The sequence below is a fragment of the Enterobacter sp. Sphag1F genome (assembly GCF_014193275.1).
Taxonomy (GTDB): Bacteria; Pseudomonadota; Gammaproteobacteria; order Enterobacterales; family Enterobacteriaceae; genus Pantoea; species Pantoea symbiotica.
The window spans coordinates 117,195-143,661 of record NZ_JACHZD010000009.1 but is presented as its reverse complement, the minus strand read 5'-3'; the positions used below and the strand labels follow the sequence as shown (position 1 = coordinate 143,661).

The 26,467-nt window shown below is 57.2% G+C and carries 25 protein-coding genes; 13 read left to right on the top strand and 12 right to left on the bottom strand.

Annotated elements, in window-relative coordinates:
- Nucleotides 1-101 precede the first annotated feature (101 nt).
- Nucleotides 102-860 (top strand): SDR family oxidoreductase, encoded by a 759-nt coding sequence (locus tag FHW71_RS22560; protein ID WP_179453144.1) that lies wholly within the window; start codon nucleotides 102-104, stop codon nucleotides 858-860.
- Between the two features lie 70 nt (nucleotides 861-930).
- Here the strand turns inward: FHW71_RS22560 and FHW71_RS22555 are convergent, their stop codons facing one another.
- The gene (locus tag FHW71_RS22555) at nucleotides 931-1,779 is read right to left on the bottom strand and encodes a PhzF family phenazine biosynthesis protein (RefSeq protein ID WP_179453143.1); all 849 of its coding nucleotides are present in this window, start codon (nucleotides 1,777-1,779) and stop codon (nucleotides 931-933) included.
- A 113-nt stretch (nucleotides 1,780-1,892) separates the two neighbouring features.
- Here FHW71_RS22555 and FHW71_RS22550 point away from each other — a divergent pair, with 113 nt between their 5' ends.
- Entirely contained in the window at nucleotides 1,893-2,516 is a 624-nt protein-coding gene (locus FHW71_RS22550; RefSeq protein WP_008106644.1) for a glutathione S-transferase, read from the top strand.
- Here the strand turns inward: FHW71_RS22550 and FHW71_RS22545 are convergent.
- Nucleotides 2,483-3,973: a PLP-dependent aminotransferase family protein gene (locus FHW71_RS22545; RefSeq protein WP_179453142.1), complete on the bottom strand. Its 1,491-nt coding sequence runs from the start codon at nucleotides 3,971-3,973 to the stop codon at nucleotides 2,483-2,485. The two genes, FHW71_RS22550 and FHW71_RS22545, sit on opposite strands and share 34 nt — an antisense overlap.
- Nucleotides 3,974-4,109: 136 nt before the next feature.
- Between FHW71_RS22545 and FHW71_RS22540 the strand changes: the two genes are divergently transcribed.
- Nucleotides 4,110-4,697 (top strand): LysE family translocator, encoded by a 588-nt coding sequence (locus FHW71_RS22540; RefSeq protein WP_061719830.1) that lies wholly within the window; start codon nucleotides 4,110-4,112, stop codon nucleotides 4,695-4,697.
- A 74-nt stretch (nucleotides 4,698-4,771) separates the two neighbouring features.
- On the opposite strand, the gene FHW71_RS22535 is transcribed toward FHW71_RS22540, so the two are convergent.
- From FHW71_RS22535 to FHW71_RS22520, 4 genes are all read right to left on the bottom strand, one after another.
- A complete protein-coding gene (locus tag FHW71_RS22535) occupies nucleotides 4,772-5,077 on the bottom strand; it encodes a hypothetical protein (protein ID WP_179453141.1) in 306 nt (101 codons plus the stop codon).
- A 38-nt stretch (nucleotides 5,078-5,115) separates the two neighbouring features.
- Entirely contained in the window at nucleotides 5,116-5,553 is a 438-nt protein-coding gene (locus FHW71_RS22530; RefSeq protein WP_179453140.1) for a DUF417 family protein, read from the bottom strand.
- Between the two features lie 257 nt (nucleotides 5,554-5,810).
- Nucleotides 5,811-7,421 (bottom strand): malate dehydrogenase (quinone), encoded by a 1,611-nt coding sequence (mqo, locus tag FHW71_RS22525; RefSeq protein WP_179453139.1) that lies wholly within the window; start codon nucleotides 7,419-7,421, stop codon nucleotides 5,811-5,813.
- Between the two features lie 535 nt (nucleotides 7,422-7,956).
- Nucleotides 7,957-8,196: a DUF1158 domain-containing protein gene (locus FHW71_RS22520; protein WP_007891898.1), complete on the bottom strand. Its 240-nt coding sequence runs from the start codon at nucleotides 8,194-8,196 to the stop codon at nucleotides 7,957-7,959.
- Between the two features lie 284 nt (nucleotides 8,197-8,480).
- Here FHW71_RS22520 and mntP point away from each other — a divergent pair, with 284 nt between their 5' ends.
- From mntP to FHW71_RS22470, 10 genes are all read left to right on the top strand, one after another.
- Nucleotides 8,481-9,050: a manganese efflux pump MntP gene (gene mntP, locus FHW71_RS22515; protein WP_061719827.1), complete on the top strand. Its 570-nt coding sequence runs from the start codon at nucleotides 8,481-8,483 to the stop codon at nucleotides 9,048-9,050.
- A gap of 488 nt (nucleotides 9,051-9,538) precedes the next feature.
- Complete coding sequence (gene dgcN / locus FHW71_RS22510) at nucleotides 9,539-10,546, top strand: N-acetyltransferase DgcN (protein ID WP_179453138.1); 1,008 nt, start codon at nucleotides 9,539-9,541, stop codon at nucleotides 10,544-10,546.
- Nucleotides 10,547-10,548: 2 nt separating this feature from the next.
- Nucleotides 10,549-11,514 (top strand): N-acetyl-D-Glu racemase DgcA, encoded by a 966-nt coding sequence (gene dgcA, locus FHW71_RS22505; protein ID WP_179453137.1) that lies wholly within the window; start codon nucleotides 10,549-10,551, stop codon nucleotides 11,512-11,514.
- A gap of 18 nt (nucleotides 11,515-11,532) precedes the next feature.
- Nucleotides 11,533-13,395 carry an ABC transporter ATP-binding protein gene (locus FHW71_RS22500; RefSeq protein WP_179453136.1) on the top strand — a complete coding sequence of 621 codons (1,863 nt, stop codon included), beginning with the start codon at nucleotides 11,533-11,535 and terminating at the stop codon, nucleotides 13,393-13,395.
- Between the two features lie 21 nt (nucleotides 13,396-13,416).
- Nucleotides 13,417-14,958 carry a glutathione ABC transporter substrate-binding protein gene (locus tag FHW71_RS22495; protein WP_179453135.1) on the top strand — a complete coding sequence of 514 codons (1,542 nt, stop codon included), beginning with the start codon at nucleotides 13,417-13,419 and terminating at the stop codon, nucleotides 14,956-14,958.
- 92 nt (nucleotides 14,959-15,050) lie between these two features.
- Nucleotides 15,051-15,980, top strand: a complete 930-nt coding sequence (locus FHW71_RS22490) for an ABC transporter permease subunit (RefSeq protein WP_154193928.1) — start codon at nucleotides 15,051-15,053, stop codon at nucleotides 15,978-15,980.
- Complete coding sequence (locus FHW71_RS22485) at nucleotides 15,980-16,864, top strand: ABC transporter permease subunit (protein WP_007891891.1); 885 nt, start codon at nucleotides 15,980-15,982, stop codon at nucleotides 16,862-16,864. The genes FHW71_RS22490 and FHW71_RS22485 overlap by 1 nt, the downstream gene beginning before the upstream one ends.
- 2 nt (nucleotides 16,865-16,866) lie before the next feature.
- On the top strand, nucleotides 16,867-17,913 hold the full coding sequence (locus FHW71_RS22480; RefSeq protein ID WP_179453134.1) for a P1 family peptidase: 1,047 nt from the start codon (nucleotides 16,867-16,869) through the stop codon (nucleotides 17,911-17,913).
- A gap of 49 nt (nucleotides 17,914-17,962) precedes the next feature.
- A complete protein-coding gene (locus tag FHW71_RS22475) occupies nucleotides 17,963-18,784 on the top strand; it encodes a M55 family metallopeptidase (RefSeq protein ID WP_154183244.1) in 822 nt (273 codons plus the stop codon).
- 108 nt (nucleotides 18,785-18,892) lie between these two features.
- Nucleotides 18,893-19,729, top strand: a complete 837-nt coding sequence (locus FHW71_RS22470; protein WP_179453133.1) for a fumarylacetoacetate hydrolase family protein — start codon at nucleotides 18,893-18,895, stop codon at nucleotides 19,727-19,729.
- A 77-nt stretch (nucleotides 19,730-19,806) separates the two neighbouring features.
- Here FHW71_RS22470 and FHW71_RS22465 read toward each other — a convergent pair whose 3' ends face one another.
- The 6 genes from FHW71_RS22465 to FHW71_RS22440 are packed head-to-tail and all read right to left on the bottom strand — an operon-like array spanning nucleotide 19,807 to nucleotide 26,388.
- Nucleotides 19,807-21,318 (bottom strand): serine hydrolase domain-containing protein, encoded by a 1,512-nt coding sequence (locus tag FHW71_RS22465; RefSeq protein WP_179453132.1) that lies wholly within the window; start codon nucleotides 21,316-21,318, stop codon nucleotides 19,807-19,809.
- Nucleotides 21,315-22,055 (bottom strand): ABC transporter ATP-binding protein, encoded by a 741-nt coding sequence (locus tag FHW71_RS22460; RefSeq protein ID WP_179453131.1) that lies wholly within the window; start codon nucleotides 22,053-22,055, stop codon nucleotides 21,315-21,317. Before FHW71_RS22460 ends, FHW71_RS22465 begins: the two co-directional genes overlap by 4 nt.
- Nucleotides 22,056-22,058: 3 nt before the next feature.
- Nucleotides 22,059-22,886, bottom strand: coding sequence for an ABC transporter ATP-binding protein (locus FHW71_RS22455; protein ID WP_179453130.1), 828 nt, complete (start codon nucleotides 22,884-22,886; stop codon nucleotides 22,059-22,061).
- Nucleotides 22,887-23,786 carry an ABC transporter permease gene (locus FHW71_RS22450; protein WP_154157288.1) on the bottom strand — a complete coding sequence of 300 codons (900 nt, stop codon included), beginning with the start codon at nucleotides 23,784-23,786 and terminating at the stop codon, nucleotides 22,887-22,889.
- The gene (locus FHW71_RS22445; RefSeq protein ID WP_008106687.1) at nucleotides 23,783-24,793 is read right to left on the bottom strand and encodes an ABC transporter permease; all 1,011 of its coding nucleotides are present in this window, start codon (nucleotides 24,791-24,793) and stop codon (nucleotides 23,783-23,785) included. Before FHW71_RS22445 ends, FHW71_RS22450 begins: the two co-directional genes overlap by 4 nt.
- Entirely contained in the window at nucleotides 24,793-26,388 is a 1,596-nt protein-coding gene (locus FHW71_RS22440; protein ID WP_179453129.1) for an ABC transporter substrate-binding protein, read from the bottom strand. Before FHW71_RS22440 ends, FHW71_RS22445 begins: the two co-directional genes overlap by 1 nt.
- Between the last annotated feature and the right edge of the window lie 79 nt (nucleotides 26,389-26,467).

Here is a 26,467-nt window from a genome sequence, read left to right as displayed (position 1 = left end):
GTTGTTGTTAGTGAAACAGTGCTGCGTATTCCTCTGCGTTTATAGATCAATTATTCACGAATATCCTTAACACGTGTTCAATTTTCCAACTGGAGCGAAACATGAGTCATAAAATTGCATTGATTACCGGCGGAAATCGCGGTTTAGGCAAGAATGGGGCGCTGAAACTGGCCGCCAAAGGCACCGATATCCTGTTTACCTATCGCGGTCACGCGGAAGAAGCGCAGGCGGTAGTGCAAGAGATTGAAGCGCTGGGTGCGCGTGCGGTGGCGTTGCAGCTGGATGTGGGCGATAGCAGCACGTTCGATGGCTTCGTGGCGCAGGTGAAAGAAGCGCTGCAGAAAATCTGGCAGCGTGACAATTTTGATTATTTAGTGAACAACGCCGGTCATGGTCACTACAAGCTGTTCGCCGAGACCACCGAAGATGAGTTTGATGCGCTGGTGAATGTGCACTTCAAAGGGCCGTTCTTCCTGACGCAAAAACTGCTGCCGCTGATCGTTGATGGTGGACGCATCCTGAATATCTCCAGCGGTTTAACCCGTTTGACGCTGCCGGGTTCAGGCACTTACGCCTCAATCAAAGGCGCGATGGAAGTATTAACTCGCTATCAGGCAAAAGAGTTGGGCGAGCGCCATATTCGCGTCAACATTCTTGCGCCAGGCGCGATTGAAACCGACTTCGGCGGCGGCCGCGTGCGTGATACCAAAGATCTCAACGATCATATCGCCTCGGTGACCGCGCTGGGCCGCGTCGGCTTGCCGGATGATATCGGCGATGCCATCAGCGCGATCCTCAGCGATGAAACCGGCTGGATCACTGCACAGCGCATCGAAGCCTCAGGCGGACAAGGCCTGTAATCCGTAGGGTCGCCATTCATGGCGACCTCGTTAAACAGCGACGCCAGCCAGGTTGCCATAAATGGCAACCTTACAGATCAATCGTCCCATCAATCACCGTCACCGTTTGGCCGCCAATCCAGATCGCCTTATCCGTAAAACTCACCTGAATCCGACCTTCACGCTGAATCGCGCTGCCCTGACGCGCCCGGTAATCCCGCGTTTGGTGGTTCGCCTCGAAGTAGCGTGCCAGACAGGCGTTGGCGCTGCCGGTCACCGGATCTTCGGTCAAACTGCCGTTCTCAACCAGCAATGCGCGCACTTCATACTGCTCGTTTTCGTCCGCCGGTAGCGCACCAAAAATCGCCGTGCCGTTAACCTCGGCATGCTGCTGTAAACGGTGTAAATCGGCTGCTGACGGCACCACATCCAGCACCGCTTGCGCGCTACTCATCGGAATCAGCAGCCAGCGAATGCCCATATCAACGATGGTCGGCGTTTGGCTGAGATCAAAAGCTTCACTGTTCAGCGCGCTGCTCATCAGTGCATCGCTAAAGGGTGTTAAGCGAGCGGCGGGTGCCGCAAAGGCCAGCGCGCCGTCGTCGCTGATTTTCACCTCAACCAGACCCACGCCGCACTCCTGTACGATTTTGCCCGGCGTTTTCAGCGGCCAGCCCGCTTCCAGCAGCGCATGCGCGGTGCCGAGCGTCGGATGTCCGGCAAACGGCAGTTCGCCTTCCACGGTAAAAATGCGCACGCGGTAATCTGCCGCCGCATCCTGTGGCGGCAGCACAAAGGTGGTTTCGGACAGATTGGTCCAGCGCGCAATCGCCGTCAGCTGCGCGTCACTCAATCCCTGTGCATCCATAATCACCGCCAGCGGATTACCTTTAAACGCCGATGAGGTAAACACATCCACCTGTTTAAATGCGACCTTCATTGTCACTCCTTCCTCGTTGAGGTTGTCTGAAATCGGGATTTACATCCTGCTGATTGCGAAAGGCCAGCAACAGGGCTATGAATAGATTAAGAATTCTGGAATCGGAGTCCGCAATGTTAAAAGTTCTTGGCCGTACTTCTTCAATTAACGTGCGAAAAGTTCTGTGGCTGTGCGCAGAACTCGATATTGCGTACGAATTAGAACCCTGGGGCGATGATCCGCAATCGCTGCACTCGCCAGAGTTTATGGCGCTCAATCCCAACGCCATGGTCCCGGTAATTATTGAGGACGACTTTGTGCTGTGGGAATCCAACACCATTCTGCGCTATCTCGCCAACAGCAATGGCGGCGAATGGCTCTATCCCGATAATCCGCGCGCACGTGCGCCGGTCGATCAGTGGATGGATTGGCAAGCCACCGAACTCAATACCTCATGGCGCTACGCGTTTATGTCACTGGTGCGCAACTCGCCAGCGCATCAGGATCCCCGTTTGCTGGCGGCGGCCGTTAAAGGCTGGACGCACACCATGAACATTCTCAACCAGCATCTGGAGAAAACCGGGCGCTACGTCGCAGGCCGCAACTTCTCGCTGGCAGATATTCCGGTTGGTCTGGCGGTGAACCGCTGGTTTGAAACCCCGCTGGAGCATCCTAACTTCCCGGCGGTACAGACCTATTATGAGCGTCTGACCGAGCGCGAGCCTTACACCACCTGGGGCCGCAACGGCAAACCCTGATCCTGTCCCGGCGCCAAACCTGTCATTTCGCAGGCCAGCGCGCCGGTACGCTGCAATGCCCACGTATAACGCTCATCAAACGGATAGCAGCAGGAGAGGCGCAAGGCGTGTTTATAACGATCGCTCAGCGAGTAGAGCGCGCCTGGCGTCACACAGATTTGCTCCTGCAGCAGACGATGAAACATCTCCACGGTATCGATATTTCCCGGCAGTTCGACCCAAAAAACAAACCCGCCGCGCGGCAGGGTAGCGCGCGTGCCCTGCGGAAAGTGGCGCGCCAGAATACCGCGCGCCGCATCCAGATTGGCGGCATAGCGCCGACGCAGCGTGCGCAGATGATGATCGTAGCCGCCGCTGGCAAGGAATTCGGCCAGGGTTTCACTCAACAAGCGTGACTCTGCCATCGATGAAACCGCTTTGAGGTGAGCGATGGCGTCATGAAAACGTCCGGCGGCAGTCCAGCCGACGCGGAAATCAGGCGCCACGGTTTTGGTAAAGCTGGTGCAGTAAATCACCCAGCCATCGCTATCAAACGCCTTCACCGGCGGCGACAGCGGCCACTCAAACTGCAATTCGTCATACAAACCATCCTCCAGCAGTGGAACGTGGTAAGTATTCACTAACTTCGCCAGCCGCTTTTTGTTCTCCAGCGGCATCACGTATCCCAACGGGTTCTGCGCGCCCGGCATGGCGATCACCGCCTGAATCCGCTTCTCCTGCAACAGCATCTCCAGCGCATCCAACGACAATCCCTGATGCGGATCGGTGGGGATTTCCAGCGCTTTCAAACCCAGCGACGCCAGCAGCGGGAACAGGAAGAAATAGGTTGGCGACTCCAAACCAATGCAATCGCCGGGTTTGGTCACCGCACGCAGCGCCAACTGGAGCGCTTCCATACAGCCGTGCGTCAGCGTGATCGCCTGCGGTGGCAGATTGATGCCGTTGTGCAGGGCGCGACGCGCAATCTCCTCCCGTAAGCGCTCACTACCAGGCGGAAGCGCATAGCGTCCGATAATGTCGGGATTCTGGCGCAAAATCGACGCAGTAATTCGCGCTATTCGCGCCGCCGGATAGAAGGTGCCATCCTGCGGACAGGCCAGCGAGATATTGGTGTAATCAGGATTATTTTGCGCCGCGAACACTTGCTCAATCAGCTCCAGCTTCTGCGCACTGGGATCGTTGATTTTTGCCGGCAGCGGTTTTACCGGGCGCGTCACGGCGGGCAGCACGCCACGCACGTAATAACCCGACTGCGGGCGCGATTCGATTAGGCCGCGATCTTCGAGGATTTGCCACGCATTGAGCACAGTATTGATACTCACCTGATGCGATTGTGCCACGCGGCGTATTGCTGGCAGCCGCTTGCCGGGCTTCAACGTGCCCTGATGAATCGACTCGGCAAAGCTATCGACCAGCTGCTGATACAGCGTTTGACCGGATGAAAGTGGAAGGGACACAAAAGCCTCCGCGCGCAATAGGTACAATTCATTTTTGAGACAACTGTATCCATTACAATAGTGGTTTTGTGTCTCTGTTTCCATTGCAGCGTTCGCACTAGCATGAAGACATCATTGATTCTTCAGGAAGCGCATCATGCTTGATCCCTCATTCTTCAGCTACGTCACCGTTATGTCGATCACGCCAGGCCCGAACAACCTGTTGCTGGCGACATCGGGCGTTAACTTTGGCTTTAAGCGCACGCTGCCGATGCTGTTTGGCATCCTGCTGGGCTGCGCGATACAGATGCTGCTGGCGAGTGTGGCGCTCGATGCGCTGCTGCACTGGATGGGCGCGATTCGCCTGCCGCTAACGGTGGTTGGCTGTAGCTATCTGCTGTGGCTGTCGTGGAAAATTTTCCGTGCCGGCGCGCCGCAACTGCGTGAACGTCCGCGTCCGATGACGCTGGTGGGCGGCATCCTATTTCAAGCGGTCAATCCCAAAGCCTGGCTGATGGTCACCAACGTGGCGCTGATGTACGCCAACAGCAACGGCGTGCTGACGGTATTGCTGGGATTTGCGGCACTGAATCTGCCGTGCATTTTGATATGGGCAGCGCTCGGCGATCGCCTTCGCAGCCATCTGCAGGTGGCGTGGAAACGTCAGGCGTTTAACAGCTTAATGGCGCTGTCGCTGGTGGCGACAACGGGCTGGATGTTGTACGACGCGGTATTGTTGAGTTAATCATATTCATTATCCACGTTGTTGCTTATTACGCAGCAACGTGGGTTTAAAAGCGTTTTCATTGCGATAAAATATTAACACCGTTTTAGCTCAATTCCTGCTTGTTTACCCATCATCGTCAGCATTAATTCAGCTAAGTCTTTATCTCCGGCGTGGAGTTTATGAAAAAGCGTTTCAACCACGCTGATTGTCAAAAAATCGGCATTAGCGGGGAAGTGGTGATTAAAGGTAATGCCGCGCGAAACAAAATCCCAGCTGGCAGTCGTTTCTGTTTCAATAATTTTGTCATTAATCTTCTCAACCAACGCATCTATATATTGAGGAATTTTTTTTGTCATATAAGCTTCATCAGCTTCAGAGAATTGTTGTTCCATGATCATATTGTCTCTTTGAATAATTCATTGTTTGGGAGGTGAGCTTAAGCTTGCTGCCAGCGAACTAAATCTTGTTTAAGCAATGTTAATCCAATAGCCACCACCATAATATCTTTTAGTATAAAACCGTCGATCGTGCCAAGCTGTGGTAGTAGGCTCAATGTCACCACACCCGTTAAAACGATCAACGTGGCGCCAGCGGCACCCGCCATCGGATTTTTGAATCCTAGCACCAGCAGCGCCACGGTGGTTAATTCCACTACGCCAAGAAAGTAGCTGGTGCCATGCAGTCCCAGCATGTCCTTCAAAATACTGAGCCATGTTGTGGTAATTATCGGAGTCAGCGCCTCCACTTCAAATTCAAACCACTTGGCGATACCAAAAAATAGGAAAACAACGATCAAGGATAACCGCAGGGCGATGGTGTCTTTTTTATTGAGAAAAAGAATGGCGCAGAATAAATAATCATTTTTCACTGTCATCGCAATGACCTCATTATACATTAAGAGATATTTGATGCGGATTATTATGATTGCATCAATTCGCGTATAGAGAGTATGCGAAGTCACTTAAATCAATTTTATACAGGGAAAGGTTTTTTAGCATTTAATTAACGTAATCATTAAATATAATCAACGATGTCATTAATTACGGGGGAATAGAAAAAAGGAATAAGGGGCGAGCGACGCTCACCCTTTGTAGGGTCGCCATTCATGGCGACCAGGATAGAACTACCTTGTTACTTCCCCACCACGTGCGCCGTTTCGCGCGCTTCATCGTTGGCGGCATCAGGTGTAATCACCGGCTCGTAATCGAGTTGCAGCACACGGCTGGTATCGGCCAGCACTTTCTCGGTCAGTGCGACGTCGCCGTTCAGCTTGCGGCCCCACGATGGGATAACCATGCGGATTTTGGTCTGCCATTCCGGTGAACGCATCTGTTCCGGGAAGGCTTTCGCCATCAGCTCGAGCATAATCGGCGCGGCGGTGGATGCGCCCGGTGATGCACCCAGCAACGCCGAAATCGAGCCATCTTCCGAGGTCACCACTTCGGTACCGAGACGCAGCACGCCGCCTTCAACGGCATCGTTCTTGATGATCTGCACGCGCTGGCCGGCAGTCACTAAACGCCAATCTTCCTGCTTCGCCTGCGGCACGTAAGCGCGCAACGCTTCCATACGATCGCTGTCGCTTTGCAAAACCTGATCAACCAGATATTTCACCAGGTCGAAGCTCTTCAGGCCAACCTGCACCATCGGCTTGAGGTTGCTGGTGTTCATCGCGCCGAACATATCCAGCAGCGAACCCTGCTTGAGGAATTTGGTTGAGAAGGTCGCAAACGGCCCAAACAGCAGCACCTGCTTGCCATCCAGCACGCGGGTATCGACGTGCGGCACCGACATCGGCGGTGCGCCGACGCTGGCTTTGCCATACACCTTCGCCATGTGCTGTTTGACGACGTCAGGATTTTCCGTCACCAGGAATGAACCGCCCACCGGGAAACCGGCGTAGCCTTTCACTTCTGGAATGCCGGATTTCTGCAGCAGCGGCAACGCCGCGCCGCCCGCACCAATAAACAGCTGGCGCGTGGTCAGCACGCGATTTTCACCGCTGGCCAGATTATGCAGCGTGACCTGCCAGCGACCGTCGCTCAGGCGTTTGATATCACGCACTTCCTGGCGCAGACGCAGGCGGAAATTGGCTTTCTTCTCTAAAGAAGCAATCAGCTGACGCGTTACTTCACCGAAGTTCACATCGGTGCCCATTTCGGTCCAGGTGGCCGCCACTTTCTGTTTGCTGTCACGGCCGTTCATCACCAGCGGAATCCACTCGGTGATTTGATCGCGGTCTTCAGAGTAATTCATGCCACGGAACAGCGTGCTTTTCTGCAACGCATTGAAACGCTTGCGCAGGAATTCAACGTTATCGTCGCCCCAGACGAAACTCATGTGCGGCGTACTGTGGATAAAGCTTTTAGGATTGCGCAGGTTGCCTTTCTGAACGTGATAGGCCCAGAACTGGCGCGAAATCTGGAACGATTCGTTAATCGCCACTGCTTTGGCGATGTCGATGCTGCCATCCGCCTTCTGCGGCGTATAGTTAAGTTCCGCCAGCGCGGCGTGTCCGGTTCCGGCGTTGTTCCAGCCATTAGAGGATTCAACGGCCACGTCATCAAGACGTTCAACCATCTCAATCGACCAGTCAGGCTCGAGATCTTGCAGCCATGCGCCCAAAGTCGCACTCATCACGCCTGCGCCAATCAGCAGTACGTCGACGTCTTTTCGTTCCTGAAGGTTTGCACTTTCCATGCCAGCGGCGGCGAGCGCCAGATTTACCGCAGTAGTACTCATGAGGCGACATCTCCTCTCTCTGTTGACCTGAAGCTCAACAGGTTCGCAGGCGAAATAGCCGCGCTTCTTTCGAGCGCGTGGCGCTATCTCTCAAAGGTTAAGACTCAGGTATAAGTCATGGGGACGATAACGGTTAACTGCACGTTATGCATATGCATTCGAATATAACATTCTCGTATCGGAATTAAACGTTTGTTTATTTTTTAAAGGCGGAAATGATTCAGCATAAGAATTAATCAGCTCAACCCCGCGGTCATAAGGGATTTTTATCTCTTAATCAGACGGTTAGAGTAATGCAGTTGTTACGCTATTGTGAGTGCTTTTGGTGGGGTTGAAAACGGTGAGTGAGGTGTGTCACATTTTAATGTGTTGAAAATTATGAGTTTTAACTAAATTGATTATTTATGCGGATTTTATGTTGCGCGATATTTCGCCATATCGTGTAAAAGTAATGTTACATTTTTGTGGTGATGAATTTCAGCTTGGGCGTAGGTGCCCGCCAGAAGAAAAATGCATCACCTTGCCGGAAAAATGATCAGCGCGATCGGCGGCGCCAGAGAAAGCGAATCACGAAAAACTCAATCGCGCCCAGCAGTAAAAACCACAAACTAAAGACGATGGTATACAGCTGATTAACATCCATCAGATGCAGGCTTTCCTGCAGCTGTTTTGCCAGCTCAATACCAAATGAAGGTGCAGGCAGCAGCAGGGCAGAAAGAAAGCCCAGCAGCAGAATGCCGCCTGGGATGATCAGCGTTTCGAATGGGTTATTCATGGTCATTTTCCAAATCAGTTAGCGCGGGCATTAGCGCATAAAACCGCGCTAAGGTGCAATCCCCGTGCCGAATCGCTCTAAGAAATTTCTTCTATTCCATTCACTTAGCGTCAAAAATAGCGAAAGTTAAGAGTTATAGCCTTTGCTATACTTAAATCCCTGATTTTACTGTCTTTTTTTTGCCGTTTTTGCGTGTTAGACTGCGCGCACTTTTTCATTACTGAACAATAAATGCGGAGAAGTAGCGGCTTTAGCGCCTGTTCCGCAGCATTGATTGAAAACCCATGACATTTATCGCAACCCTGATTTTGGCCTTTGGCATGTCGATGGACGCTTTCGCCGCAGCATTGGGCAAAGGCGCATCGCTGCATCGCCCGAATTTCAAAGAAGCGCTGCGTACCGGTTTGATCTTTGGCGTCATCGAGATGTTAACGCCGCTGATTGGCTGGGCAATTGGTCTTGCGGCCAGCCGCTACATCATGGCGTGGGATCACTGGGTGGCGTTCGTGCTGTTAACCGTGCTGGGCGGCCGTATGATGATGGAGGGCTTCCGTCAAACCGCCGATGAGCCGTGCGAAGCGCCGCAGCGTCACGGTTTTATGGTACTGGCGCTAACCGCTGTCGCCACCAGTCTTGATGCGCTGGCCGTGGGTGTTGGCCTGGCGTTCCTGCAAGTGAATATCATCATGACCGCCGTCACCATCGGCGCCGCTACCACTATTATGGCGACCACCGGCGTGCTGGTTGGCCGATTTATCGGTCCGGTGATGGGCAAATGGGCCGAAGTGCTGGGCGGTGTAGTGCTGATCAGCATTGGCTGCACAATTTTGGGCCAGCACTTAGGTTGGTTTTAATTTGTAGGGTCGCCATTCATGGTGACCGCTTTTAACTGCATCACTCAATTCCTAATTTCCCTTCATTATGTGATCTACTTCAAAAATAATTGCGGTAAAAACGCTCAGCGGCTATACTTTTTGCGTATTTCTTCAACAATTTTTGAACCAGGTGCCTTATGAAACGCTTTTTCCGCTACGTGTTTAACGCTTACGTTGAAACCTTCAAGCACGTACCGCCAGGCGCACAGCATTAATCCAGCGCTAACAGAATACCCTCGATAATCGCGGTCAGGGATCGACCTGTGGTTATCAACTGTTTTCTTATCTCTCCAGCCGCAATTCCCCCCATTTTCTCCCTAACTTGCTGATAAAACCCTTCAGCCATCAGATTTCGATCTGGCTATAGCCGCACGTTATACCCCGCAACTAAACAAGCATTCGTCACCCTTTCTCCTGCATGAAATAGTCAATTCAGGCCCTATAAACCGTCTGAAACGAGAAACATCATGCTGATCCCACAACCTTATTTACTCTTCCTCGGCGACGTAACCGATCCACTGGCCGCTAAAACCGCACGCGGCATCCACGTCTGGCGTCCAGAGCAGTGCGTTGGCGAAATCAAATTGCCGGGCTGCACCGTATCGCTGGGCCTCGACGTCCTCGACATTGCCGCTGCCAAAGCGCGCGGAGCCAAAACGCTGGTGCTCGGCACCGCAAATGCCGGTGGTTACTTGCCCACGCATTGGCTCGACACGGTAAAGAGCGCCATCTCAGCCGGGATGAACGTTGCCAGCGGTTTGCACCATCGTCTGGTGGATGAGCCAGAGCTGGTGGCGTTGGCTAAAGAGTTCGGTGTTGAGCTGTTCGACCTGCGCCACATGCGTCCAAAACTGGAAGTAGGCAGCGGTAAGAAGCGCACAGGTAAGCGTGTACTTACTGTCGGCACTGACTGCTCGGTAGGCAAGATGTACACCTCGCTGGCGCTGGAAGCCGCGATGCGTGAACGCGGCATGAAAGCCGATTTCCGCGCCACCGGCCAGACCGGCATTTTGGTGGCAGGCGAAGGTATCGCGATTGATGCAGTAATTGCCGACTTCATCGCCGGTGCGGTTGAAGCGCTGTCACCAGCCAATGACGCCGATCACTGGGATATCGTCGAAGGCCAGGGTTCACTGTTCCATCCTTCCTATGCTGGCGTCAGCATGGGCCTGATTCACGGTGCGCAGCCGCATTGGCTGGTGATGTGCCATGAAATGGGCCGTCCGCATATGCGTCATCTGCCGCATCAGCCGATGGTCAGCCTGAAAGATTGCGTCGAAGCCAACCTGCGCGCGGCGCACGTTACCAGCGACGCGGTACAACTGGCCGGTTTCGCCATCAACACCTCAAACTACAGCGAAGAAGAAGCGCGCGCCTATTGCGCAGAAATCAGCGCACAATTCGGCGTGCCAGCCACCGATCCGGTGCGTTTCGGCATTGCGGATATCGCCGCGCTGCTGCAGGAGCGAGGCTAATTATGCGGCGCATGCAGATTGAAGTGCTGGAGCTGCCGCTGGCGCGTCCGTTTGCCATCTCGCGCGGCACACGCACGGCGGTCACGGTGATTCGCGTGACGCTGGAGCAGAACGGCTTTATTGGCCGCGGCGAATGTACGCCCACGCCGCGCTACGATGAAACGCCAGAAAGCGTCAACGCTGAACTGGAAGCGCTGCGCGCCGACATGGAAGCGGGCCTGAGCCGCCTCGATCTGCAAAGCCGTTTGTCTGCCGGTTCAGCGCGTAATGCGCTGGACTGCGCACTGTGGCGACTTGATGCCGCGCTGGCGAAGCACACGCTGTGGCAACAGTGCGAGCGTCGTCAGCCGCCATCGGTAATCACAGCCGAAACCCTTAGCCTTGATTCCATCGAGAACATGGCCGCCGCCGCTGCCGATGCGGTATCACGCGGCGCCATCCTGCTGAAAATCAAACTCAATCGCGACGAGATTCTGGAAAAAGTCGCCGCGATTCGTCAGGCCGCGCCGCGCGCCACCTTAATCATTGATGCCAATGAAGCCTGGTCGGGCGTGGATTTGCCCAGCCTGTTCAACGCGCTGGCGAGTTTTAACATCGCGATGGTCGAGCAGCCGCTGCCAGCGGGCCAGGATCAGGAGTTGCAGCGCTTCGCGCACCCGATTCCGGTGTGTGCCGATGAGAGCTGCCACACACGTGAAGACATCGCGCCGCTGCGTAATCGCTACGAGATGATCAACATCAAGCTGGATAAATGCGGCGGGTTGACCGAAGCGCTGGCGATGGTGGAAGAGGCGCAGAAGCGCGATATGCGGTTGATGGTCGGCTGCATGCTCGGCTCTTCACTGGCGATGGAAGCAGCGCTGCCGGTGGCGATTGCCGCTGAGCATGTCGATCTCGATGGCCCAATGTGGCTGGCCGCCGATAGCTCGCCCTTCCTTTCTTACGCTCAAGGCCAAATCTGGCTGTAACCCGCACGCGGAGCAACGATGACGGACACTTTACTTACACCCAACGCCGCCAGCGTTGCCGGTTCAGCACCGGTGCTCGCGATTCAGGATCTCAGCGTCAGTTTTCGCGGCCGCAGCGGCGAAAATCAGGCGCTGAAGGGCATCAGCTTTAATATTCATCAGGGCGAAATTGTCGCCGTGGTCGGTGAAAGTGGCTCGGGTAAATCGGTCACCTCGCTGGCGGTAATGGGCTTGCTGGCCGCATCCGGGCGTATCGATCGCGGCAGCATGCAGTTCCGCGATCGGCAGGGCAAAGCGCATCAGCTTGCCACGCTGAATGAAACCCAGCGCCGTGCCTTGCGTGGTCGTGAAATGGCGATGATTTTTCAGGAGCCGATGACCTCGCTCAATCCGGTGTTGCGCGTCGGCGATCAGCTGACCGAAGCGCTGCGGGATCATCAGATTTGCGACAAAAGTCAGGCCGACGCGCGCGCACGTGAATTACTGCGCCAGGTGCGCATCGCCGATGTGGATCGCGTAATGAAAAGTTATCCGCATTCGCTGTCGGGCGGTATGCGCCAGCGCGTAATGATTGCCCAGGCGCTGGCCTGCGATCCGCAACTGTTAATCGCCGATGAGCCGACCACCGCGCTGGATGTCACGGTGCAGGCGCGCATTCTGCACATCCTGCGCGACCTGCAACGCGAGAAGCAGATGGCGGTGCTGTTCATCACCCACGACATGGGCGTGGTGGCAGAAATCGCCGATCGCGTGGTGGTGATGCTGCGCGGCGAAGTAGTTGAGCAGGGCACGGTAACTGAAATCTTCAACACGCCGCAGCATCCTTACACCAAAGCATTATTGGCCGCAGTGCCGAAACTTGGCGATATGCGCGAACACGCATGGCCGCAGCGCTTTCCGTTGTTGGGCAGCAATGCCAGCGATAACAGCGAGCAGCGCACCGCGCGCTACGACGAAACGCCGCTGCTGGATGTACGCGGCCTGAAAGTCTACTACCCGATTCGCAGCGGCATTTTCTCGGCGCTCACCCATCAGGTGCACGCGGTGGAGCAGATCGATTTCAGCCTGTGGCCGGGCGAAACCCTGGCGATTGTCGGCGAAAGCGGCTGCGGTAAATCCACCACCGGTCGCGCGCTGATGCGGCTGATCAACAGCGACGCCGACAGCATTCATTTCCAGGGCAATGAAATCGCCAACCTGAAAGAGGCGCAGTTCCAGCCGCTGCGTCGTGAAATTCAGATGGTGTTTCAGGACCCCTACGCCTCGCTCAATCCGCGTCTCACCGTCGGCTTCACCATTGCCGAACCGCTGCTGCTGCACGGTATGGTCAAGTCGCTGGAAGAAGCGTCGCCGCAGGTTGATGCGTTGCTGAAAAGCGTGGGCTTATTGCCGGAACACGCACAGCGCTATCCGCACGAATTTTCCGGCGGCCAGCGCCAGCGTATCGCCATTGCGCGCGCCATGGCGTTGAAACCCAAAGTGATCATTGCCGATGAAGCCGTCTCGGCGCTGGATGTGTCGATTCAGGCGCAGGTGGTGAACCTGATGATGGATCTGCAACAGCAAACCGGCGTGGCATGGATTTTTATCTCGCACGACATGGCGGTGGTGGAACGCATCGCTAATCGCGTGGCGGTGATGTATCTCGGCCAGATCGTTGAGCTGGGGCCGCGTCAATCGGTGTTCAACCAGCCGCAACATCCTTATACCCAACGTCTGCTGGCCTCGGTGCCGGTGGCCGATCCCCAGAACCGTCAACCCCGCACTTTCGAGGACGGCGAAATTCCGTCGCCGCTGCGCAAGGTGGGAGAAACGGTCGTTAAACCGCGTTATCGCCAGGTTGCTCCGCAACACTGGGTCGCTGATTTTGTTTCGCGCTAACCCTCAATACCAGGAGATTTCATGAACCCGATTTTCCGCCGTACTGCGCTCGCGCTGGGATTGACCCTCTCGCTGGCCGCCGCCGCTCAGGCGCAGGATCTGCGCATTTCGATGTATGCCGACATCACCGGCCTCGATCCGCACGATACCTCCGATAACGTCAGCTACTCGGTGCAGAGCGGCATCTTCGAACGTCTGTTCCAGTTCGATGCAAAGATGAAGCTGCAGCCGTGGCTCGCCACCAGCTACACCAGCAACGACAGCGCCACCGAATTTACCCTGACGCTGCGTAAAGACGTGACCTTCCAGGACGGCACGCCGTTCGATGCCGAAGCGGTAAAAGCCAACCTCGATCGCCTTGCCGATCAGACCAAAGGCCTCAAGCGCAACAGCCTCTACAAGATGGTTGCCAAGGTGACGGTGCTGGCACCGGATCAGGTGAAAATCGAGCTGAACCAATCGTTTGGTGCCTTCATCAACACGCTGGCGCATCCGTCGGCGGTGATGTGGAGCCCGGCGATTCTCAAACAGTATTCGGAAGAAGCGCAGCTGCGCCTGCATCCGGTCGGCACCGGTCCCTTCAAATTCGTGACCTGGCAGCCGGGTAAAGCCGTGACGCTGGCGAAGTACGACGGCTACTGGCAAAAAGGCTGGCCGAAAGTGGATAACGTGATCTTCTCGCCAAGCCCGGAAGATGCCACGCGCGTTGCGGCACTGAAGTCCGGTCAGGTGGATGCGATCTGGCCATTGCCATCCGATCTGATCGCCACCGTGCAGAGCGACAGCAAACTGGCGGTGCAGCGCGATCCGAGCATTTATCTCTATTACATGGCGATCAACACCCAGCACAAACCGCTGAATGATGTGCGAGTGCGTCAGGCGATCAACTATGCCATCGACCGCGATCTGTGGCTGAAAGTGGGATTTGCCGGCATGGGCAAACCGGCCAGCTCGGCGATTCCGGAAGGCGTGCAGTTCTACCAGAAGCAGAGCGCGCCGAACTATCGCTATGCGCCGGATGAAGCCAAAGCGCTGCTGAAAGCCGCCGGTTATCCGAACGGCCTCGATCTTAAACTGTGGGTCACCAACGCCACCGCCAGCGTGCGTGCCGCGCAGGTATTGAAAGCGCAGCTGGCAACGGTGGGTATTCGCGCCACGGTAACGCCGATGGATTCCGGCACGCGCAACGCCAAACTGTGGGGCGTGAAGGACCCGAAAGCGGCGGAATTTGATCTCTATTACGGCGGCTGGTCGACATCAACCGGTGATGCCGATTGGGCCTTGCGTCCACTCTACGCCACCGAATCCTGGGTGCCGACCTCGTATAACGTCTCGTACTTCAGCAACGCCGAAGCCGACAAAGCGATTGCTGGCGGCTTAGCCACTGCCGATCCGGCTAAGCGTGGCGAAGCCTACGCCGAGGCGCAGAAAGTGTTGTGGAAAGAGGCGCCAGTCGCCTTCCTCGGCACGCCAGACAATCTGGTCGGCAAACGCAGCACGCTGAGCGGTGTGTCAATGCTGCCGGATGGCAACTTCCTGTTTAATCAGGCGACGTTTAAGTAAAGGTTGGCGGTCGCCATTCATGGCGACCCTACGTTGTAGGGTGCGCATTCATGCGCACCTGGAACAATCCGCACCCAACCAAAAGGAACCGCATGTTCGCATACATCATTCGCCGACTGCTGGAGATGATCCCCGTATTGCTGGTGGTCTCGCTGCTGGTCTTCGGCTTCATCAAACTGCTGCCTGGCGATCCGGCGCGTATCTACGCCGGGCCGGATGCGCCTTTGGCCGCGGTGGAAGCAGCGCGTCAGCATCTTGGACTCAACGATCCGCTGCCGCAGCAATATATCAACTGGATCGGCGGCCTGCTGCGCGGCGATCTGGGCGTCACTTACCGCACTCAACAGCCGGTGCTGGAGGTGATCAAACAGGGCTTTATGCCCACGCTGTGGCTGGCGCTGGCCGGTTTTGCCTGGTCGGTGATTCTGGGCCTTTTCCTCGGCGTGTTTGCCGCCCTGAAGCGTGGTAAATGGCAGGACTGGACCTTAATGAGCGTCGCCGTCGGCGGCATCTCGATGCCCACGTTCTGGCTTGGCCTGCTGCTGATCCAGTTCGTCGCCATGCCGTTTGGCCTGTTCTCCGTCAGCGGCTTCAACCAACCCAGCGACATCGTATTACCGGCGATCACGCTCGGTTCCTCGGTGGCGGCGGTGATGGCACGCTTCACCCGCTCGGCATTTCTCGAAGTGGCGCAGGAAGATTACGTGCGCACCGCCAAAGCCAAAGGGCTGCGCAATCGGCTGGTGACGTGGAAACACGTCATGCGCAATGCGTTGATCCCGGTGATCACCATGCTCGGTTTGCAGTTCGGTTTTCTGCTCGGCGGATCGATCGTGGTCGAGAGCGTGTTCAACTGGCCGGGATTGGGCTGGCTGTTGATCGAGTCGATCAAGGCGCAGGATCAGCCGGTGATCCAGGCGTTAGTCATGCTGTTCGTGTTTGAATTTATTGTCATTAACCTGCTGGTCGATCTGCTGTATGCCGTGGTCAACCCAGCGATTCGCCTGCGACAGGAGCCCTGATGAGTCTGCAATCTCTGCCTGCCCACGCGCAGGAGGCGATCCGTTCGCCGTGGCGCGATTTCCTGCACGCGCTGGTGCGTAATCCGCTGGCGCTGGTCTCCGGCGGCTTTGTGCTGCTGCTGGTGCTGGTGGCCATTTTCGCACCCTGGCTGGCGCCGTGGGATCCAATGGCACCTGACTGGATGGCGCTGTCATCGCCGCCCTCCAGCACGCACTGGATGGGCACCGACGAACTCGGCCGCGATCTGTTCAGCCGCATCATCTTTGGCGCGCGTATCTCGCTGTATGTTGGCGTGTTGTCGGTAACGCTCGGCATGGTGGTTGGTGTGCTGCTCGGCCTGCTGGCGGGCTATTACGGACGCTGGATCGATATGCTGATTATGCGTGGTTCCGACGTGCTGTTCGCCTTTCCCGGTATGCTGCTGGCGATTGCGGTGGTGGCGATTCTCGGTCCAGGACTCAACAACGTCATCATCGCGGTAGCGATCTTCAGCGTGCCGGTGTTTGCCCGCATCGTGCGTGCGTCAACGCTGTCGCTGAAACAGGCGGCGTATGTCGAAGCGGTGCGCTGTGCCGGTGCGCCGGATCGCGTGATTCTGCTGCGCCACATTTTGCCGGGCACGCTGTCAAACGTGATTGTCTATTTCACTATGCGTATCGGCACCAGTATTCTGACCGCCGCCGGGCTGAGTTTTATCGGCCTCGGACCGGAACCCGATGTGCCGGAGTGGGGCAATATTCTGGCGATGAGCCGCAGCATGATGATGGCTGGCTTGTGGCACGTCAGCGTGTTTCCGGGTCTGGCGATATTTATTACCGTGCTGGCGTTCAACCTGTTGGGTGATGCGCTGCGCGACACGCTCGATCCCAAACTGAAGAGCTAAGCATGGACTTTCAACAACTGCAGCGCGACGTGCTGCTGCAACGCTGGCGCAGCGAGCGCCAACTGGGACAACCGCGCAGCGCCAGCGGGCCAACCAATCGCATTAGCGATGTGCCGGGCGTGCGCGTCGGTCACTACACGCTAGCGGACGGCGAGCGGCAAACCGGCGTCACCGCGATTGTGCCACCGGGCGACAATCTGTTTACCCAGCCGCTGCCTTGTGCGGCGGCGGTGTTTAACGGTTTCGCCAAACCGGTTGGTTTGGTGCAGGTTGAAGAGTTGGGCGTGCTGCAAACGCCGATATTGCTAAGCAACACGCTGGCGGTCGGCACGCTGTTTACCACGCTGGTGCGCGATGCCATCAGCCGCAACAGCGAGTTGGGCCGCAGCTTGCCCACGGTCAATCCGCTGGCGCTGGAGTGCAATGATGGCTGGCTCAACGATATTCAGGCGCTGGCGATCACCGAGACGATGGCGCAGCAAGCACTCTATGACGCCACGGCAGATTTCGATCGCGGCAGCGTCGGTGCCGGGCGCGGCATGAGCTGTTTCAGTTTGAAAGGCGGCATTGGCACGGCCTCGCGCATCATTCCGTCGCTCAATGCCACGCTGGGCGTGCTGGTGCTGGCGAACTTCGGCGCATTGACCGCGCTGACGCTGGACGGCGTGCGCCTGGGTGAAATGATCGCGCCGCTGCTGCCGGAACTGACGCCGCAGCGCGATGCCGGTTCCATCATCATTATTATGGCGACCGATGCGCCGCTTGATGCGCGTCAGCTGAAGCGCATCGCCAAACGCGCCGGGGCCGGTTTGGGGCGCTTAGGCAGCTATTGGGGCCACGGTTCGGGCGATATTGCAGTGGCATTTTCCACCCAGCCACAGCCGCAACCGCCAGAGGAATCCACGCTGGAACCGCTGCTTGCCGCCGCCGCCGATGCCACCGAACACGCGGTGCTGGATGCCTTACTCAGCGCCGAAGCCGTCACCGGTTTCCGCGGTCATCATCGCCCGTCGTTAACCGAAGTATTAGATCGATTAGCTGCATCGTAGGGTCGCCATTCATGGCGACCTCTGCCAATAACCGCACGGAATCAACCTCATGAAAATCTTCATCTCTGCCGACATCGAAGGCATCGCCGGCGTCATGCGCCCAGAACAGTGTTCTCCCGGCCACGCGGAATACCAACTGGCGCGCGGACTCATGGAACAGGAAGTTAACGCCGCCATCGATGGCGCCTTTGCCGGTGGCGCGACGGAAGTGGTGGTGGCCGACAGCCACGCGCAGATGACCAATCTGCGCGCGGAAAATATCGATCCCCGCGCGCGCATGGTGCAGGGCAAACCGCGCGGCTTATCGATGGTGGAAGGCATTGAGCAGCAGCCGTTTGATGGCCTGTTCTTTATCGGCTATCACAGCGCGGCGGGCGAACCCGGCGTGCTGGCGCACACCATTAATGGCCGTGCGTTCTGGCGCATTCACATCAACGGCAAGGTGATGGGCGAGACCGACATCTACGCCGCAGCCGCTGCCGAACAGGGCACGCCGCTGTGGCTGGTGAGCGGTGATGATCAGCTTAAAGGCTGGATTGCCGAGCATTATCCCTCAGTGGATTACGTCTGCGTGAAACGCGCCATCTCGCATACCTGCGCCGAATCCATCAGCCCGCAGGCGGCGCAAAACGCCATTCGCGCTGCGGCAACTGCTGCGGTACAGCGCAAACGTCAGATCAGCACCACGCGGCTGAGCGCGCCTTATGAGATGCAGCTGCAAGCCAGCAAACCGGTATTGGCGGACCTGTTTAGCCTGATTCCCGGCGTGACGCGCATTGACGCGGTCACCGTTGGCTATCGCGCCGACGACATGAATACGTTAATCAGCCTGCTGAGCGCCTTCTCCTATCTGGCAAGTACACAATCGTGATCGTAGGGGCGCCATTTATGGCGACCGCGCTAAATCATCAGGTCGGTCCGCATTTCCTGCTGAATTTTGCTAACCTGCGCGCAATTTATATATAACAACGAGGCAGTCATGCAGCTCTGCAGTTTTTATCTTATTGACCAGGAAAGAAAAAGTTACGGTATCGTGCAGCAAGAGGGCGTGATTGATATCGGCGCGCGTCTCGGCGCTGACTGCCCGGACCTGAAAACCTTGCTGCAACGCGGCGCGTTAAGCGATCTCGATGCTTTCGTTTCACAGCCCATTGATCATCCGTTTAGCGCCATCCGCTTTCTGCCGGTGGTAGAAAATCCTGGCAAAGTGTTCTGCGTTGGCATGAACTACGCCGACAAACGCAAAGAGTTCGCCGAGACGATTGAAGCGCCGACGCTGTTTGTGCGTTTCGCGGATTCGCTGGCGGCGCACGAGCAGCCGCTGCTGAAACCCGCTACCACGCAGGAATTTGATTACGAAGGCGAACTGGCGGTGATCATTGGCAAAGCGGCCTATCAGGTGAAAGCCGCCGATGCGCTAAATCACGTTGCGGGTTACAGCTGCTTTATGGACGCCACGGTGCGCGACATGCAGTTTACCTGGTTCACCGCCGGGAAAAACTGGCAGCAAACCGGCGGTTTCGGGCCGTGGATGACCACCGCCGACGAGATCCCCGATCCGCAGCAACTGGCGATCAAAACCTGGCTCAATCAGCGCGAAGTGCAGAACGACACCACCGCCAGCATGGTGCATCCGGTGGCGAAGATTATCGAGTACATTTCCGCCTTCAGCCCGTTGTCGCCTGGCGATGTGATCATCACCGGTTCACCGGGTGGCGTCGGTAAAAAACGCACGCCACCGCTGTTTATGTTCCCCGGCGATGAGATTGAAGTGGAAATCGAAAAGATCGGAAAATTACGTCACCGTATCGCATAAAACGGTCGCCATAAATGGCGACCCTACGACGGTTTTGTAGGGTGCGCATTAATGCGCACCTGGAATATTACGTTGCGTTAACGTGTAAACGTCACCACGCGGCTGCGATTCAACAGCAGCCGCAGCGTATCGCCTTCGCGCGCAATCGCGAAGCGCTTCTCCCACGGTCCATCCTGCGTGGTGGCTAACAGCCGATCGTTGCCCAGCGACTGCAAACGTGCGCGAATCGCCGCCGGGCCGATGCCCATGATTAAGCTGTCACCCTCAATCACCAACTCGCTGCGCCACTGCGGCGCGAACCAGCGGCCTTGCAGATTATCGAGACTGGCCTGATCGGCCTGTACCGGCACAAAACGTCGTGCGGCATGCCCGATCTCACCGACAATCGCCGTGCCATCATGACGTAACCGCATCGGGAAAGTGCTGGAGAGCGACACCGCCGTGCCGTGCACATCGTCACGCCACAAGGTTTCGCCTGCGCCGAGCCAGGTGGCGGTCACGCCTTTGATTTCCAGCCAGTCTGCGGCGTCTTGCGCCACGTAAAGTCCGGGCGTTAAATCGTGTCCTTTCTCCGGTAACGCGCGGTTGAGCAGCGCCGCCATCACCCGCAGCACGCTTTCCGAGGTAGTGACATCTTCGCGGTTGGCGACCAGCGCCACGCCGATTTTCAGTTCCGGATGCAGCAGGAAATAGCTCTTATAACCGGCATGCGAACCGCCGTGACCAAACAGCGTCTGGCTGCCGAGCGTCGAGCTGGTGATGCCCAAGCCATAACCGCTGGTGCGGCCATCGTTGAGATTACGCGGCGCGCTCAGGCGCTGCAGCACGCCCGCGCCCGGTCCGCTATCGGCGAGCAGGCTTTGCAGCCAGCGCGTCAGATGATTCAGGCTGCCAGTGACGCTGCCCGATGCCGAGAGATGCAAACCGGCGCTGGAGAGCTGCCACTGCGCGCCGTTTTGCCAGTAGCCAGGCACCAAACCAGGCACGATATCGAACCAGCTTTCCGGCGCAATCAGGTTGATATCCAGCGGATCGCAGATGTACTGCTGCAGCAGATCATTGAATAACACGCCTTTGGCTTTCAGCGCTTCTTCCACCAGCCGATAGCCGGTGTTGGTGTAGGAGATTTCGCTGCCGGGCGCATAGTTGAGCTCGCCTTCGCGCGCGATAAAATCCAGCAGGTCGTCGGCGCGGGTGGCGTTGTACACCGACAATCCCAGCAGCGATAAGGTTTCGCGCACGTCCGGCAAACCGCTGCTCATATCCAGCGCCTGGCCGACGGTGATTTGGCCGTTGGCTCCGCTCAGCTGTGGCAGATGCTGCACCAGCGCATCGTCGAGCTTGAGGTAGCGGCAGCCCGGCCCGGTCACCAGCGCGGCAAACAGATGTTTGGTGATCGAGGCGAAACGCACCACGCTGTCGGCGCTGAACGGCGTTTGCTGCGCCAAATCGGCCAATCCGGCGCAGTGCGTTGAGTGAATCTGGTGCGCATCAAACAGAACCATTGCGCCGCCCGGCGCGCCCGGCTGTTGCCAGCTTTCAGTGATCTGTTGTGCGACATCCGCAGCGTGTTGCCAGTTAGCGGTCATGCCGGTTCCTCCAGCGTCATGCTGAGATCGAAAAGTTGGGCGGTATGCGGATGCTGGATGCGCCGCGCGCGCAGATCGTCGGCGCTCAGCTGCTCCACCATCTCGCCATTCTGCATCACGCCAATGCGCTGACACAGGTGCGTTACCACCGCGAGATTGTGCGTCACCATAATGTAGGTGAGTTTGCGCTCGCTGCGTAGGTCGCTGAGTAAATTGAGGATTTCGGCCTGCACCGACACATCGAGTGCCGAGGTCGGCTCATCCAGCAGCAGCACTTCCGGTTCCGCGATCAGCGCGCGTGCAATCGCCACGCGCTGACGCTGGCCGCCCGACAGCTGATGCGGATAGCGGAAACGTACCGAGGCGGGCAAGCCCACTTCGCCTAACGCCTGGCTGATGCGCTGTTCGGCGCGATCGAGCTGATGCACCAGCAGCGGTTCGTGCAGGATGCGATCGATGGTTTGACGCGGATGCAGCGAACCAAACGGGTCCTGAAATACCATCTGCACCTGACAATAGAAGGCGCGGCTGCGTTTGGCGCTGAGCTGCATACCGCCAAACAGCATGCTGCCTTGCCAGTCAGCATTCAGTCCGGCGAGTGCGCGCAGGATGGTGGATTTGCCCGAGCCGCTTTCACCGACCAGGCCAAAGCTTTCGCCGTTACCGACCGAGAAGCTGACGTCTTTCACCGCCGTGTGCGCACCGAAGTTGATGCGCAGGTTATCGATTTGAATCATAGATTATTCTCGCCACGCGGCATCGCGCTGCAATACGGGTAAACGCTCGCGCGGATGGCGCAACGACGGCAAACACGCCAGCAAACCGCGCGTATAAGGATGCTGCGCCTGCTGCAACTGCCCGGCATCGAGCAGCTCGACGATGCGGCCGGCGTACATCACCGCCACGCGATCGCAGAAGTGCGACACCAGCGGCAAATCGTGGCTGATCAAGATCAGCCCCATGCCGCGCGCCGAGACCAATTCGTCAATCAGCTTGAGGATCTCCGCCTGCACCGTGGCATCCAGCGCGCTGGTGGGTTCATCAGCGATCAACAGTTCCGGATCGGGCGCCAGCATCATGGCAATCATCACGCGTTGGCCCATGCCGCCTGAGACTTCATGCGGATAGCGTTTCGCCACGGCTGCGGGATCGCGAATTTTCACCTGCTCCAGCAGCTCAATCGCCGCCTGCATCGCCGCTTTATGGCTGCCGCCTTTGTGCTCGCGCCAGGCTTCGGCAATCTGCTGGCCGATGGTCATCACCGGGTTGAGTGAATATTTCGGGTCCTGCAGGATAAAACCGACGCGCTTGCCGCGAATTTTACGCAGCACTTTCTCGCTGGCACCGCGCAGATCGATACCATCAAAGCGCAGCACATCGGCGCTGACTTCCGCATTGCCCGGTAATAACTGCATCAGGCTGCGCGCGGTCAGCGACTTGCCGGAACCGCTTTCGCCGACAATGGCGAACTTCTCGCGGCCAACGCTAAAACTGACGCCGCGCACTGCTTCAAAGGTTTCGCTGCGCGAGCGGAAAGCAACGCGCAGGTTCTCGATTTCCACCAACATTTAGCGCTCCTTAGGATCCAGCACGTCACGCAGACCGTCGCCGAGAAAGTTAAACGCCAGCGACGTCAGGAAAATCGCGATACACGGCATTAATGGCACCCACCATTCGCTGAACAGGAAGCGACGTGCGGTGGCGATCATCGTGCCCCATTCCGGTGACGGCGGCTGCGCGCCCATGCCAAGGAAGCCAAGGCTGGCGGCGGTGATAATGATGGAGCTCATGTCCAGCGTGACGCGTACAATCAGGCTTGGCACGCACAGCGGCATGATGTGGCGCAGAATAATGCGCAGCGGCGACGCGCCCGTCAGACGGCTGGCGGCGATAAAGTCGCTGTGGCGGAACTGCAGCGTTTCGGCGCGCGCCAGACGCGCATACGGCGGCCATGACGTCAGGGCAATCGCCAGAATCGCGCTCTCGACGCCGGGTTTCAGCGCGGCGACAAAAGCCAGCGCCAGAATCAGGCGCGGGAAGGCGAGGAAGATATCGGTCAGGCGCATCAGCGCTTTATCGATGAAACCTCCGGCATAACCGGCGATACAGCCAATCAGCAGACCGAGCGGCGCGGTAAGCAGCACCACGGCGATTACCATGCCGAGCGTGGTACGGCCGCCGTAGATAATGCGCGTCCAGACATCGCGGCCCAGTTCATCGGTGCCGAGCCAGTGTGCGGCGGAAGGTGCTGCGAGGCGGTTTTCCAGATGCTGCACGCCGGGATCGAACGGCGTCAGCCACGGCGCAAACAGCGCCAGCAGCAGCATCACCGCCACCACCAGCAGTCCGGCCATCGCCAGTGGATTACTGCGCAGGCTGAGCCACAGGCGATAACGCCGGCCCCACACCGCCTGCCGACGATTGGCGGGCGTGTCGTCGAGCAGCCATTCTCGTGAGAAGAAGATCATTTTACGCGCGGGTCCCAAAGTCGATAGAGAAGGTCAGCCAGCTGATTGAGCAGCACATACACGGTGCCGACCAGCAAGGTTGCGCCGATCACCGGGTTCATGTCGGCGTTCATCAGCGATGTGGTGAGATATTGGCCGATGCCGGGCCAGGCGAAGACGTTTTCCGTCACCACCGCGCCCTCCAGCAGTCCTGCATAGGTCAGCGCCAGTACCGTGACCAGCTGAACCGCCACGGTGGGAAACGCATGCCGCCAAATCACCCGCCGTGACGACAAACCTTTGGCGCGCGCGGTGATCACGAACTCGCCGCTCAGCGCGTTAAGCATAAAGGTGCGCGTCATACGCGTGATGTAGGCCATGCTGAAGTAGGCCAGAATCAGCACCGGCTGCGCCATGTGCGCCAGCGCATCCCAGAAGGCGTCCGTTTCCCCGGCCAGCAGCGAATCGATGGTGAGAAAGCCGGTGACCTGCGGCACCATATCTTGCCAGATGATGTCCTGCCGTCCGGGACCGGGCGCAATGCCGAGCACCGCGTAGAACACCAGCAGGCTCAGCAGCGCCAGCACGAACACTGGCAGCGAATGGCCCGCAAGACAGATCACGCGGATGGTTTGATCGACCCACGAACGTTGACGCACCGCCGCCCACACGCCGAGCGGAATGCCGATCAGCGCCGCGATGATGATCGCCGCCGTCGCCAGCTCCATGGTGGCGGGGAAGAAGCGGGCGATATCGGTAATCACTGGATTCGAGGTGAGAATCGATTTACCGAGATCGCCATGCAGCAGTTGATTGAGGTAGTGACCAAACTGCACGTAAAGGGGCTGATCCAGCCCCATTTCCGCACGCACGCGCTCAACCACCGATTGCGGTGCGTTATCACCGACCGCCGCCAGCACCGGATCGGTGGGCATGACGCGGCCAATGAAAAAGGTCAAAACCGACAGACCAAACAGCGTCAGCACCAGGCTTCCCAGGGTGCTGACGATTCTCTTCAGTAACGGCATCAGGCTTTTTTCACCTGCGCATACGGCCACTGCTCCAGCACGGTCATGTGGACATCACTCAGCGCTTTGCTGGTGGCCACGTTTTTGGTCTTCTGCATCATGAAAATGAACGGGCTCTTCTCGCGACCTAGCTGCTGAATCTGCTGATAGAGCGCGATACGCTTCGCTGGATCCGGCTCATGCAACGCCTGCTCGGTGAGTTTGTTGAACTCTTCATCTGACCAGCTGCAGCGCCATGCCAGCGTGCGCGCACGCGCGTTATCGCTGTTGTCGGTGTTAACGCAGAAGGCTTCGGTGTTGGAGTTAGGATCAAAGTAATCGGCACCCCAAACGGTCAATGCCAGCTGATGCTGACGCGCGCGCATTTTGGTCAGAACCTGACGGTTTTCGGCGGCGATCAGTGACACTTTGATGCCAATCGCGCCCAGCTGGGTTTGAATCGCCTGCGCGATGTCCGGATACGGTTGCATTGAGTAGTGATCGAGGGTGATTTCAAAACCGTCCGGATATCCCGCTTCGGCCAGCAGCGCTTTGGCTTTCGCCAGATCTTTGTGGAATGGCGTATCGTCCAGCGCCGCCGGGAAGCCGCTCGGCAGGAAACTTTGATGAGTAACAAAACTCATCGACAGAATGTTTTTCTGGATGCTTTCGTAATCCAGCGCCCACTTCAGCGCCTGCCACACCTGCGGTTTTTTCAGGTACTGATTATTGGTGTTGCACGACATCAGCATGATGGCCGACAGCGACTGATTCACCAGCGACACGCTGCTGTCGTTTTTCACCTGCAGCAGCTGTTCGGTGGTGAGGTCATATGCGGCATCGACATCGCCTTTTTTCAGCATCAGCGCCTGCGCGGCCGGGTCGGCGATGTGCTTGAGGATCACGCGTTTGGTTTTGCTTGGTCCTGCATATTGCGGGCTAATCTCCAGAATCACCGTTTCGCTGGCATTCCAGGTGCGCAGGGTAAAGGCACCGGAACCGGCGCTGTGCTGTTTCAGCCAGCCGTTACCGAAGTCATTGTTCTGCTGGTTCGCAAGACAGGCTTTCTTGGACACGATGCTGCCGACGGTGGCGGATAAGCAGTAGAGCAGGAAGGTTTCGGCAGCAGGCGCGCCGAGTTTCATCTCAACGGTGTGCGCATCTTTCGCGGTCACCAGCTGCGTCACGTTGTCTTTGGTAAAGCCGAACTGGTTGATAATAAAGGCCGGGCTCTTATCCAGCTTGACGATACGTTCAATTGAGAACGCCACGTCTTCTGCGGTGAGCGGCGAACCATCGGCGAATTTAGCTGCCGGATCGAGATGGAAGGTGTACGTGCCGTTATCGCTGCTGACATCCCAGCTTTGCGCCAGTTGCCCAATCACTTTATCGGCTTGCTTTGGATCGGGCGTGACTAGACGTTGATAGAGGTTGCCACAGATCTGGCCGCCGGTGGCTTCGAAGCTTTCGTGTGGATCGAGGCTGGTGATGTTATCGAGCTGCATCGCGATCACCAGCATGGTTGGCGGCGTCGCGGCAAAGGAAGAATTCAGGCTGAGGTAGGAAACAACAGGTACAGCAGTGCATCCTGCAAGAAAACGTCTTCTGGTAACCATGTAAACTCCCAACTGATTGATAAGTAAAATAAAAAATTGTTATTTGATTGTTTTTTGTCTTGACTTTACGCACCTGCCG

Coding starts and splice junctions, on each gene's coding strand:
- FHW71_RS22560 (WP_179453144.1), top strand. CDS start 102: ATGAGTCATAAAATTGCATTGATTACCGGCGGAAATCGCGGTTTAGGC.
- FHW71_RS22555 (WP_179453143.1), bottom strand. CDS start 1,779: ATGAAGGTCGCATTTAAACAGGTGGATGTGTTTACCTCATCGGCGTTT.
- FHW71_RS22550 (WP_008106644.1), top strand. CDS start 1,893: ATGTTAAAAGTTCTTGGCCGTACTTCTTCAATTAACGTGCGAAAAGTT.
- FHW71_RS22540 (WP_061719830.1), top strand. CDS start 4,110: ATGCTTGATCCCTCATTCTTCAGCTACGTCACCGTTATGTCGATCACG.
- FHW71_RS22535 (WP_179453141.1), bottom strand. CDS start 5,077: ATGATCATGGAACAACAATTCTCTGAAGCTGATGAAGCTTATATGACA.
- FHW71_RS22530 (WP_179453140.1), bottom strand. CDS start 5,553: ATGACAGTGAAAAATGATTATTTATTCTGCGCCATTCTTTTTCTCAAT.
- mqo (WP_179453139.1), bottom strand. CDS start 7,421: ATGAGTACTACTGCGGTAAATCTGGCGCTCGCCGCCGCTGGCATGGAA.
- FHW71_RS22520 (WP_007891898.1), bottom strand. CDS start 8,196: ATGAATAACCCATTCGAAACGCTGATCATCCCAGGCGGCATTCTGCTG.
- mntP (WP_061719827.1), top strand. CDS start 8,481: ATGACATTTATCGCAACCCTGATTTTGGCCTTTGGCATGTCGATGGAC.
- dgcN (WP_179453138.1), top strand. CDS start 9,539: ATGCTGATCCCACAACCTTATTTACTCTTCCTCGGCGACGTAACCGAT.
- dgcA (WP_179453137.1), top strand. CDS start 10,549: ATGCGGCGCATGCAGATTGAAGTGCTGGAGCTGCCGCTGGCGCGTCCG.
- FHW71_RS22500 (WP_179453136.1), top strand. CDS start 11,533: ATGACGGACACTTTACTTACACCCAACGCCGCCAGCGTTGCCGGTTCA.
- FHW71_RS22495 (WP_179453135.1), top strand. CDS start 13,417: ATGAACCCGATTTTCCGCCGTACTGCGCTCGCGCTGGGATTGACCCTC.
- FHW71_RS22490 (WP_154193928.1), top strand. CDS start 15,051: ATGTTCGCATACATCATTCGCCGACTGCTGGAGATGATCCCCGTATTG.
- FHW71_RS22485 (WP_007891891.1), top strand. CDS start 15,980: ATGAGTCTGCAATCTCTGCCTGCCCACGCGCAGGAGGCGATCCGTTCG.
- FHW71_RS22480 (WP_179453134.1), top strand. CDS start 16,867: ATGGACTTTCAACAACTGCAGCGCGACGTGCTGCTGCAACGCTGGCGC.
- FHW71_RS22475 (WP_154183244.1), top strand. CDS start 17,963: ATGAAAATCTTCATCTCTGCCGACATCGAAGGCATCGCCGGCGTCATG.
- FHW71_RS22470 (WP_179453133.1), top strand. CDS start 18,893: ATGCAGCTCTGCAGTTTTTATCTTATTGACCAGGAAAGAAAAAGTTAC.
- FHW71_RS22465 (WP_179453132.1), bottom strand. CDS start 21,318: ATGACCGCTAACTGGCAACACGCTGCGGATGTCGCACAACAGATCACT.
- FHW71_RS22460 (WP_179453131.1), bottom strand. CDS start 22,055: ATGATTCAAATCGATAACCTGCGCATCAACTTCGGTGCGCACACGGCG.
- FHW71_RS22455 (WP_179453130.1), bottom strand. CDS start 22,886: ATGTTGGTGGAAATCGAGAACCTGCGCGTTGCTTTCCGCTCGCGCAGC.
- FHW71_RS22450 (WP_154157288.1), bottom strand. CDS start 23,786: ATGATCTTCTTCTCACGAGAATGGCTGCTCGACGACACGCCCGCCAAT.
- FHW71_RS22445 (WP_008106687.1), bottom strand. CDS start 24,793: ATGCCGTTACTGAAGAGAATCGTCAGCACCCTGGGAAGCCTGGTGCTG.
- FHW71_RS22440 (WP_179453129.1), bottom strand. CDS start 26,388: ATGGTTACCAGAAGACGTTTTCTTGCAGGATGCACTGCTGTACCTGTT.